This window comes from Streptomyces sp. NPDC057474, assembly GCF_042802555.1.
GTDB lineage: Bacteria > Actinomycetota > Actinomycetes > Streptomycetales > Streptomycetaceae > Streptomyces.
The window spans coordinates 1-8537 of the sequence record NZ_JBHVDX010000319.1 but is presented as its reverse complement, the minus strand read 5'-3'; the positions used below and the strand labels follow the sequence as shown (position 1 = coordinate 8537).

Here is an 8537-nt window from a genome sequence, read left to right as displayed (position 1 = left end):
GCGATACGCGGGGCGCCCTCGTCATCGCCGTACGGGGGATGCTCAGGCAGCCATGCTCAGCCGCGGAAGCCGAGGATCCCGTGCAGGGTGGCACCGCTCGTCGCGGCCGGCCCCTGCGTCGAACTCAGCGTCGACTGGGCCGAACTCTCCTGCGCGGCCGACGGCTTCGGGTCGGGCAGCTTCTTGCAGGTGGCGTCGACCTTGCCCTTGCCGTGGGGCACCTTGCCGTTGGTGAGGTAGGTCGCCAGGTACTTGTCTAGGCAGCTGTTGCCGCTCAGCGTGATGCCGTGGTTGCCGCCGCCCTGCTCGACGACCAGGCTGGACTTCTTGAGCAGCTTGTGGACGGTGACACCGCCCTGGTACGGGGTGGCCGCGTCGTCCGTCGCCTGGAACAGCAGCGTCGGCGGCAGCTTGGAGTTGGCGACGTTCACCGGCTTCAGCGACTTGGTCGGCCAGAACGCGCACGGCGCGTTGTACCAGGCGTTGTTCCAGGCCATGAACGGTGCCTTCTTGTAGACCGCCCAGTTGTCCTTGGTCCACTTCTTCCAGTCGCGGGGCCAGGACGCGTCACGGCACTGCACCGAGGTGTAGATGCTGTAGCCGTTGTCGCCGGAAGAGTCGATGGCGGCGAAGTTCTCGTACGCCTCGACCAGCGGGTCGGCGTCCTTGTCGTTGACGTAGGCCGCGAACGCCTCGGCGAGGAAGGGCCAGTAGCCGTTGTAGTAGCCGCCCGGGATGAAGGTGTCCTCCAGCTCGGAGGCGCCCACCTTGCCGCCCGCGGGCGTCTTGGCGAGGGCCGCCCGCATGGCGTACCACTTGGCTTCGATCTTCTTCGGGTCGGTGCCGAGCTTGTACGTGGAGTCGTACTTGGCGACCCACTTCGTGAACGCCTTGTGGCGCTTGTCGAAGGCGTAGTCCTGGTCAAGGTTGTCCTCGTACCAGACACCCGTCGGGTCGACGATCGAGTCCAGCACCAGGCGCCGCACGCGCTCGGGGTACAGCTTGGCGTAGACCGCGCCGAGGTAGGTGCCGTACGAGTAACCGAAGTAGTTGATCTTCTTCGCGCCGAGCGCCTTCCGGATCGACTCCAGGTCCTTCACGGCACTGATCGTGTTGATGTACGGCAGGACGTCCTTGTACTTCGTGCCGCAGGCCTTGGCGAAGGACTGGGCGCGCGAGACGTTGGCCTTCTCGATCGTGGACGTGCTGGGCACGGAGTCGGGGCGCACCGGGTTGAAGTAACCCGGCTTGCAGTTCAAGGCGGGCTTGCTGGCGCCCACTCCGCGCGGGTCGAAGCCGATGACGTCGTACTGCGCCGCCACCTTCTTCGGCAGCGAGGACGCGACGAATCCGGCCAGCGTCAGACCGCTGCCGCCGGGGCCGCCCGGGTTGACCAGCAACGGGCCCTGGTACGTCTTCGAGGTGTGCGGCACGCGGGACAGCGCCAGCGTGATCTTCTTCCCGCTGGGCTTCGCGTAGTCGAGCGGCACCTTCACCGACGCGCACTGAAGCGTCGGATAGTCGTCCGTGGCGCACTTCTTCCAGGCGACCTTCGCGGCGGCGGCCTGGACGGTGTTCGCGGCGGACGACCCGCTGGCGTTGGCGGGGACGGCGGTGAGCGTCCCGGCCAGTACGACACCGGCGCCGCACAGCACGGCTGCGCTTCTTCTCATGGAGTTCTCTCGCAACGGTGAGGGGGGTTCAGGTCCGCGAGGTACGCGGCCCGTGCCGCATGGTTCCGGAAGAGCACGCCACACAAGAACTTATTCGACCAAGACTTGACCGAATTGAGTCATTGGAAACACTCAAGTGCCTCACAGAAAGGGGCAGTTGTACTAATCCGGGACATGCCGCCCGATGGGAGCGCAGCGATGCGGGCCGAGTGCCGGCCTACGGTATTCAGGAGGGATCTCGCTGCGGTTCCACGGCCTTGAGCAGGCACTCGCGGTCGTCTGCGCTGATCAGTCCGTCCGCGAGAGTCCCGTCCTCCAGCAACGCGCACAGCGCGGAGGCATGTGCGGCGAACGCGGCCCTGCACCATGCGCGTTCCGGGTGATCGCAGTCGTTGCCGAGGAGCCGCACCTGTCGTTCGTTGTCCCCGTCGACGGGTTGAGACAACTCCGCGGCGACGACCAACAGGTCGACCAGGCCGGGGCGCACAGCACTGCCAGGGACGGCTGCCAGCCGGATCAGGAAGGGCAGGGCGACCGGCATCGCCGCACTCACACGAAAGACGCCGTCCATCAGAACGTTGCCCAGCACGCGCAAAGCCTCGGGACCGGCGACCGGGTCGAGGAGACCACGGAGCAAGGCCGGGACCCCAGAAGGACACCCGGGAACCTGCGACCAAGCGGCATCGGCGCAGCCCGCAAGCGCGGGGTGGCCGCCATCGGCTTCCCCCGCCTCCGGATACTCGCGGAGAAACCGAACGACGGCAGCCTCTCTGGCCCCCGCATCCAGCACACACATCCCTCTGCCCCCACCCCGGCTCACAGAACGAAGCCCCCACACACAACCCTGCCCTACGTCGATGGGAGCACCCAGCGGCCACCGGGCACCCCCATCTCACACCACGCCCCTCACAGCCGTACAACTCACGCAGCCGAGGTGTGCGACGCGTTCCAGATGTTCGTCACGCGTCGGGAGCTCCTCTTCAGAGCGAGAGCGAGGAAGGCCCTTGCGGGGCCCTGCGCGCGGCTCGTTAGGCGACGGGGGCCCGGCCGTCACCGGGCACCCCATCTCACGCAGCACCCGTTAAGCAGCCGTACAACTCACACTCGGCACACCCCCACCCCCAGGCGCGCCCCCGAACCCCAAGCTCGTCGAACCACCCGCGGCGACCGATCCGTTGTGCGCCGCGTTGGTCGCGGTCACCGTCGCGCCGCTCTGGGTGTGGGACGCGTTCCACATGTTCGTCACCCGTTGGGCGCCTGGCCAGGTCCAGGTGACCTTCCAGGAACCGATCGCGGTGGTACCGGTGTTGGTGACCTTCACCTCGGCGTTGAAGCCGCTGCCCCAGTCGTTGGTCACGGTGTAGGCGGCGGCGCAGGCGGCGGTCCCCGGATCGCCGGGATCACCCGGGTCGCCCGGATCGCCGCCTCCGCCCGCCGGGAAGCCCGGAGCCTTGACGCTCGCCAAATAGCCGTCCTTGACGGTGTCCACCGTCTGCCAGTCGTCCTTCAGAATCCCGCCCGTGTCACCGGAGTTGGGGTTCCAGGACCAGAAGGTCCAGTGGAAGGAGTCGTTGCCGTACGTCGATGTGGAGCGCAGGTACGTCACCAGGGCCGCCAGCCACCGCTGGTCCACGGTCGACTGCAACGTCGTACCGAACTCGCCGACCCACACCGGCGCGATGTTCTGCTTGAAGATGTAGCCCCAGTACTTGTCCCAGATACCGGGCATGTTGGCGGGGAAAGCCGGGTCGCTGAACCAGCTCTGCTGGGCGACGCTCGTGGCGTAGTCGTGGGCCGAGTACACCACCCGGTTCGCCACATCCAGCTGCACGGGATACTGGGCCACGCCCATCAGGTTGCCGCCCCACCAGCCCGAGACGCCGTTGTGCGTCTGGACGCCCTCGACGAGGATCAACAGGTCGGGGTTGACGGACAGGACCGCGTTGCCCGCGCGCTGGGCGGCCAGGCGCCAGTCCCTGGCCGTGTCGCCGCAGCCCCAGCAGGCGGGGTCGTGGGGCTCGTTGTGGAGGTCGATGCCGACGACCGTCGGGTTGCCCTTGTAGCGGGTGGCCAGCGCCTTCAGGTTGGTGATCCACGTCGTCTCGGGGACGGCCGAGGTGTACCAGAGCGCCGACTGACCCGCCGCGTCCGGACGGTGGCGGTCGAGGATGATCTTCAGGCCGCTCTGACCGGCGTACGCGACGATCCTGTCCAGGACCTGGAGGGATGTCAGGCCCTGGAGGTCGGCGTTCTTGCCGTCGGAGTGGTTGACGCTGTCGGGCATGGTGCCCGGCTTGAGGATGTCGTCGCTGTAGGGCATCCGGATGGTGTTGTAGCCCAGCGACTTCATCTGGTCGATCATGCTCTTGTAGTCACGGGCCCAGAGGCCGTGGGTGACGTGGTTGGCGGTCTCGAAGCCGAACCAGTTGATGCCGGCGATACGGACCGACTGGCCGGACGCGTCCAGGATCTGACGGCCGTTGGTGTGCCAGTAGCCGGCACCGGCCGCGGCCGTGCCGACATCGGCCGCACCCGCCTGAGGCGCGGTGGCCGCGTGCGCGCCACCGGTCAGGGGCAGCGCCAGCACGGCGGCGGCCGCGCACAGGGCGCCCAGGGTTCTCCGTAAGCTGCGGAACATGTCGCTGCTTCCTCCTCGGGAGGCACGGGCCCGGAACCGGTGGGAGCGCTCCCACCACCCGCACCTCCCATGGAAGACAGGTCACATGGACACGTCAAGGCGTCCGGCGCCACCTGATACACCGGACGCCCTTTTCCTGGCCAGGGCCGTACGTCACCGGCTCAGCTTCTGGAACCTCCGCACCGCCAGCGGCAGGAAGATCAGCGTCAGCACCGCCGGCCACACCCCGGCCATCAGCAGCGCGTTCTGCTCGATCCAGGAGTCGCCGCCGCCCACCGGCGTCCCGAACAGCTCGCGGGTCGCCGCGGCCGTGGAGGAGATCGGGTTCCAGGCGGCGATCCAGCCCAGCCAGTCGGGCATGAGCTGCGGGGCGACGAAGATGCTGGAGATCATGGTCAGCGGGAACGCGACCGCGAAGAGGCCGCCCGCCGCCTCCGGGTTGGGGACCAGCAGGCCCAGCCAGACGCCGATCCAGATCAGCGCGAAGCGCAGCCAGAGCAGCAGGCCGAACGCGGCCAGGAAGCCGAGGCCCGCGTCCGGGCGCCAGCCCATCGCGAAGGCCGTCAGCATCATGATGGCCAACTCGGCGCAGGCGGCGAGGAGATCGGTCACGCCTCGCCCCGCGACCACCGCCGACGGCGCCATCGGCATGGAGCGGAAGCGGTCGATGACCCCCTTCGTGGAGTCGTGGACCACCAGCGTCGCCGTGTTGATGAAGCCGAAGGCCATCGTCATCACGAACATGCCCGGCATCAGGAAGTCCCGGTAGTCCCCGCCGCCGGGCACCTGCATGGCGCTGCCGAAGACATAGCCGTACAACAGCACGGACAGGATGGGAAAGCCCAGCTGCCAGGCGATGTTGACCGGCTGGCGCTGGTAGTGGGTGAGGCCGCGGCGGAAGATGTTCCAGACGTCGGCGAGCAGCCAGTACGTACGGCCGCGCGCGCTCGGCACCTCCAGGTCGACGGCGCGCGAATCCACGGCACTCATACGGCGGCCCCCTTCTCAGTCTCGGTCTTGATCTCGTCGGTCTTCTCCGTGCGGTGGCCCGTCAGTCGCAGGAACACATCGTCCAGGCTCGGCCTGCGCAGGCCGATGTCCTCGACCCGTACGCCCTCGTCCTGGAGGGTGCGGGCCACCTCGGTGAGGGCCGAGACGCGGTCGGTCACGGGCGCGAGGACGCGCAACTCCGTGTCGTCCGACTCCGGTTCGCCGTCCGAGACGCGGGCGACGACCTTCACCGCGCGCGGGATGTCGGCGCGCTCGGCGACGACGACCTCGATGCGGTCACCGCCGACCGTGCTCTTCAGCCCGTCCGGGGTGTCGTCGGCGATGGCCCGCCCCTGGTCGATGACGGTGATGTGCGAGGCGAGCTTGTCGGCCTCGTCCAGATACTGCGTGGTGAGCAGCACGGTCGTGCCGCCCGCCACCAACTCCCGTACGGCTTCCCAGACTTCGCCCCGGCTGCGCGGGTCGAGGCCGGTCGTGGGTTCGTCCAGGAAGAGGACGGCCGGGGCGAGGATCATCGAGGCGGCGAGGTCGAGCCGGCGCCGCATGCCGCCGCTGTACTTGCCCACGCCCTTGTCGGCGGCGTCGGTGAGGTCGAACTGGTCGAGCAGCTCGATGGCTCGCGCCTTCGCCCGCTTCCCGCCCAGGTGGAACAGCCGACCGAACATCTCCAGGTTCTGACGGCCGGTCAACACCTCGTCCAGGGCCGCGTACTGCCCGGTGAGGCCGATCCTGGCCCGCACCTCGCGCGGGTGCGCCGCCACGTCGAGACCGGCCACCGTCGCCCGGCCGCCGTCCACGCGCACCAGGGTGGAGAGGATGCGTACGGCGGTGGTCTTGCCCGCGCCGTTCGGGCCGAGCAGGCCGTGCACCGTGCCCTCGCGGACGGTGAGGTCGAAGCCGTCGAGTGCGCGCTTCTCCCCGTACCGCTTCTCCAAACCCTCCGCCCGCACCGCGTATCCGTCGCCGCCTCCGGCGCCGCTTCCGTCGCTCATGGGTCCCCCTTCCGACTCCAACTGGGTACACCGTACCCGATTGCGCGTACGACGTACCCAGTTTTCCTGCGAGGACCTAAACTCGGGTCCATGACAAGGGGCAAGGGCGGTACGGGCGACAGCGCGAGCAGCGGCCGTACCGGTGGCAGGGCCGACGGTATCGGCGGCATCGGCGGCGGTACGGAGTCCAGTGGCAGGGCCGACGGTATCGGCGGCATCGGCGGCGGTACGGAGTCCAGTGGCAGCGGTGACATCGTCCGCACGCTCCATCTGCTGTGGGACACCGGCCGGCGCCCCAGCCGCGGCCCCAAGCCGGGGCTCACCCTGGACCGGATCGTGGAAGCGGCCGTCCAGGTCGCCGACGGGGAGGGTCTGCACGCCCTCTCCATGCGCCGGGTCGCCACCGAACTCGGCACCGGCACCATGTCCCTGTACCGCTACATCCCCGGCAAGGCCGAACTGCTGGACCTGATGCTCGACCACGTCCAGCGGCCCTCCGAGAACCCCGCCGACCTCGGCGACGGCGACTGGCGCTCCGCCCTGGAGGCCATGGGCCGCGCGACCCTCACCCTCTACCGCCGCCACCCCTGGCTGCTCCAGGTCAACCAGTCCCGCCCGGTCCTCGGCCCGAGCGCCCTGGACGGCATGGAGAAGGTTCTCTCCCGTATCAAGTCCATGGGGCTGACCGACCCCGAGCTGATCTCCGTGATCATCGCCGTGGACGGCTATGTCGTCGGCGCCGCCCGTACCCAGCTCTACCAGCAGGAGGCGGAGCACCGGTCCGGCCTCACCGACACGGAGTTCTGGAAGGCCCAGGCGCCCGTCCTCGGAGAGCTCATGACCTCCGGCCGTTACCCGCTCCTCGCCGGCCTCTCCGAGGACGCCTTCGCCACGGGCTTCGACCACTTCGAGTTCGGCCTGCAGCGCATCCTGGACGGGCTGGAGGTGTTCGTCGGGCGGCGGGGCGGGGGCGCGGAGGGGTGACACCGGGCACCGTTCCCGGTGCCCGGTGCCGGGCGGCTCAGGACGACGGCCGGCGCAGCAGCCGCTTGAAGCCCCATACGACGACGACCGCCCCGGCGACGGCGAGGGCGCCGACCTTGAAGGTGGAGCTGGTTCCGTCGCCGTCCGCCTGGGTGGTGCCGGAGCCGTCCCCGTCGGAGGAGGACGAGCCGGAGCCGCCGCTTCCGGAGCCGCCGGGCACGTCCCGCGCGACGACCGAGCTGCCGGACCCCTCACTGCCGTACATGATCTTCGAGCCATCGGTGCTGAAGGTCACCGACTCCCCCTGCCGCTGCAGGGGCACGCTCAGCCGCTCGACTTTCTTGATCTTGCCGTCGTTCCAGTCGTAGAGGATGCCGCCGAAGTACGCGCGCAGGGCGAGCTGCTCGCCGTCCGGTGAGAACGCGCCGTCGGTGACCTCCAGGTCGGGGACGGCGGCGACCTTCTTGAACACGTTCGTGCCAGAGCTGGACAGCTCGGCCGGTCCCTCGTACAGCGACCCGCCCGCCTCGTTCTTGTCGGCGACGTAGACCCGCCCGGTCTTCGGATGCACCATCAGCGCCTCCGCGTCCCGCGCCCCGTCCTCGTACTTCACGACGTACTGCGTGGCCTTGACCGTCTGGTCCTTCAGCTCCTTCGGCTCCGGCAGCTCGTAGATCCACACGTACGCCCAGGTGCCGCCGAGGTTGTCGCCGATGTCGCCGACGTAGAGCTTGTTGTCCGGGCCCATGGAGATCGCCTCCACGTCACGCGGGGTGCCGACGCCCGTCATGGTGACCGTGGCGACCGTCTCGCCGGTCTCGCTGTCGACGGCGTAGAGGAACGCCCCGTCGTCGCTGTCGTTGTGGGTCCAGTAGACCCCCGGGTGCTGACGCGACGCGGCGAGACCGCTCGACTCGGTGATCCGCGAGTCGTTCATCGTGAACCCGTCGTCGTCGGCGACCGCGGGCGTGGCCGGGAGAGCGGCGAGCATGATCGCGGCGAGACCGGCGAAGCCGGCGCGGAACCGGCGGAGGGAGGGGAGGGGGCGACGGCGCATGCGCCCAAGCCTGCCATCTCGCTCCGCTGGGTGGGGTGGGGGAGCGCCGTGGGGGTTCCGGTGCGTTGGCGGGTGCGGGTCCGGTGGGGCTTCTCGCGCAGTTCCTCGCGCCCCTGAAAAGCAGGGGCTGCGTCCCTTGGCTTCTCGGCCCGCAGGACCGTCGTCTTTCAGGCCCGCAGGGC

Annotated in this window: 7 protein-coding genes; 1 reads left to right on the top strand and 6 read right to left on the bottom strand. The window is 69.2% G+C overall.

Annotated features, from left to right (window positions below; all coding sequences use genetic code 11):
• Window positions 1-56 precede the first annotated feature (56 nt).
• The 5 genes from ACFU53_RS44255 to ACFU53_RS44235 all read right to left on the bottom strand — a co-directional run bounded on the left by ACFU53_RS44255 (window position 57) and on the right by ACFU53_RS44235 (window position 6314).
• Window positions 57-1673, bottom strand: a complete 1617-nt coding sequence (locus ACFU53_RS44255; protein ID WP_384005569.1) for an alpha/beta hydrolase — start codon at window positions 1671-1673, stop codon at window positions 57-59.
• 226 nt (window positions 1674-1899) lie between these two features.
• Window positions 1900-2262: a hypothetical protein gene (locus ACFU53_RS44250; RefSeq protein ID WP_384005568.1), complete on the bottom strand. Its 363-nt coding sequence runs from the start codon at window positions 2260-2262 to the stop codon at window positions 1900-1902.
• A 492-nt stretch (window positions 2263-2754) separates the two neighbouring features.
• Window positions 2755-4311: a cellulase family glycosylhydrolase gene (locus ACFU53_RS44245; RefSeq protein WP_384005567.1), complete on the bottom strand. Its 1557-nt coding sequence runs from the start codon at window positions 4309-4311 to the stop codon at window positions 2755-2757.
• Window positions 4312-4464: 153 nt separating this feature from the next.
• On the bottom strand, window positions 4465-5301 hold the full coding sequence (locus tag ACFU53_RS44240) for an ABC transporter permease (protein ID WP_384005565.1): 837 nt from the start codon (window positions 5299-5301) through the stop codon (window positions 4465-4467).
• Window positions 5298-6314 carry an ATP-binding cassette domain-containing protein gene (locus ACFU53_RS44235; RefSeq protein ID WP_384005563.1) on the bottom strand — a complete coding sequence of 339 codons (1017 nt, stop codon included), beginning with the start codon at window positions 6312-6314 and terminating at the stop codon, window positions 5298-5300. Before ACFU53_RS44235 ends, ACFU53_RS44240 begins: the two co-directional genes overlap by 4 nt.
• Before the next feature lie 216 nt (window positions 6315-6530).
• Here ACFU53_RS44235 and ACFU53_RS44230 point away from each other — a divergent pair, with 216 nt between their 5' ends.
• The gene (locus ACFU53_RS44230; protein ID WP_384005571.1) at window positions 6531-7298 is read left to right on the top strand and encodes a TetR/AcrR family transcriptional regulator; all 768 of its coding nucleotides are present in this window, start codon (window positions 6531-6533) and stop codon (window positions 7296-7298) included.
• Between the two features lie 37 nt (window positions 7299-7335).
• On the opposite strand, the gene ACFU53_RS44225 is transcribed toward ACFU53_RS44230, so the two are convergent.
• On the bottom strand, window positions 7336-8355 hold the full coding sequence (locus ACFU53_RS44225; protein WP_384005561.1) for a WD40 repeat domain-containing protein: 1020 nt from the start codon (window positions 8353-8355) through the stop codon (window positions 7336-7338).
• Between the last annotated feature and the right edge of the window lie 182 nt (window positions 8356-8537).